The 590-nt window shown below is 42.5% G+C and carries 1 protein-coding gene; it reads right to left on the bottom strand.

From position 1 onward, the window contains the following. Positions 1-317 precede the first annotated feature (317 nt). The coding region (locus ACTQ40_RS10590; protein WP_441564128.1) for a DDE-type integrase/transposase/recombinase at positions 318-590 on the bottom strand (273 nt) is incomplete at its 5' end.

Raw genomic sequence — 590 nt, forward strand, 5'->3', positions numbered from 1 at the left:
CAAATGGTGTTGATTAATAGTTTTTATCTTTTGAACGGTCCACTCTTCGGAGTGGGCTTTTTGTTATTGAACCGAAAAACTCCGTTGTAAGAGGTCGTTAAACGGGCGTATATGAAAAAGTGGCGCAACCCTCTAACATAAGGATTGCGCCACTGCTGTACTCGAATTATTTATTCGTGGCAGATCTCCTGCACTTTCGGTGACCAGGGTAAATAGTCCTGTAGGACCGTCAAGTCCCCGGGCACCGGCAAATTAGGTAATGCGGTTCTGTTGCGAAGTTTGAAAATCAAACGCGTTCTCTCTGAACTCCAAATATCTTAGGCTGGTATTCCCATTAATACCTTGATTTCAGTAGACACCGAAAAGCCGAAGAGCGTTCCATTTCTTCGGTTCTTTTTATATATTCCTCGAAGGGTCTCCATGCCCTTAATCGTGGAAGAGGCTGTACGGAGACTTTGATAAAACTTATTTCGTCGTTTAATAGGTCGATGGTCTTGTTCTATTAAATTGTTAAGATACTTCACAGTTCGGTGCTCTGTCTTAGTATATAAACCCACACTCTGTAACTTACTAAAGGCGGAGCCAAGAGA

Origin of the sequence: Collinsella sp. Sow4_D11, assembly GCF_052116465.1 — a bacterium.
Lineage (GTDB): Bacteria > Actinomycetota > Coriobacteriia > Coriobacteriales > Coriobacteriaceae > Collinsella.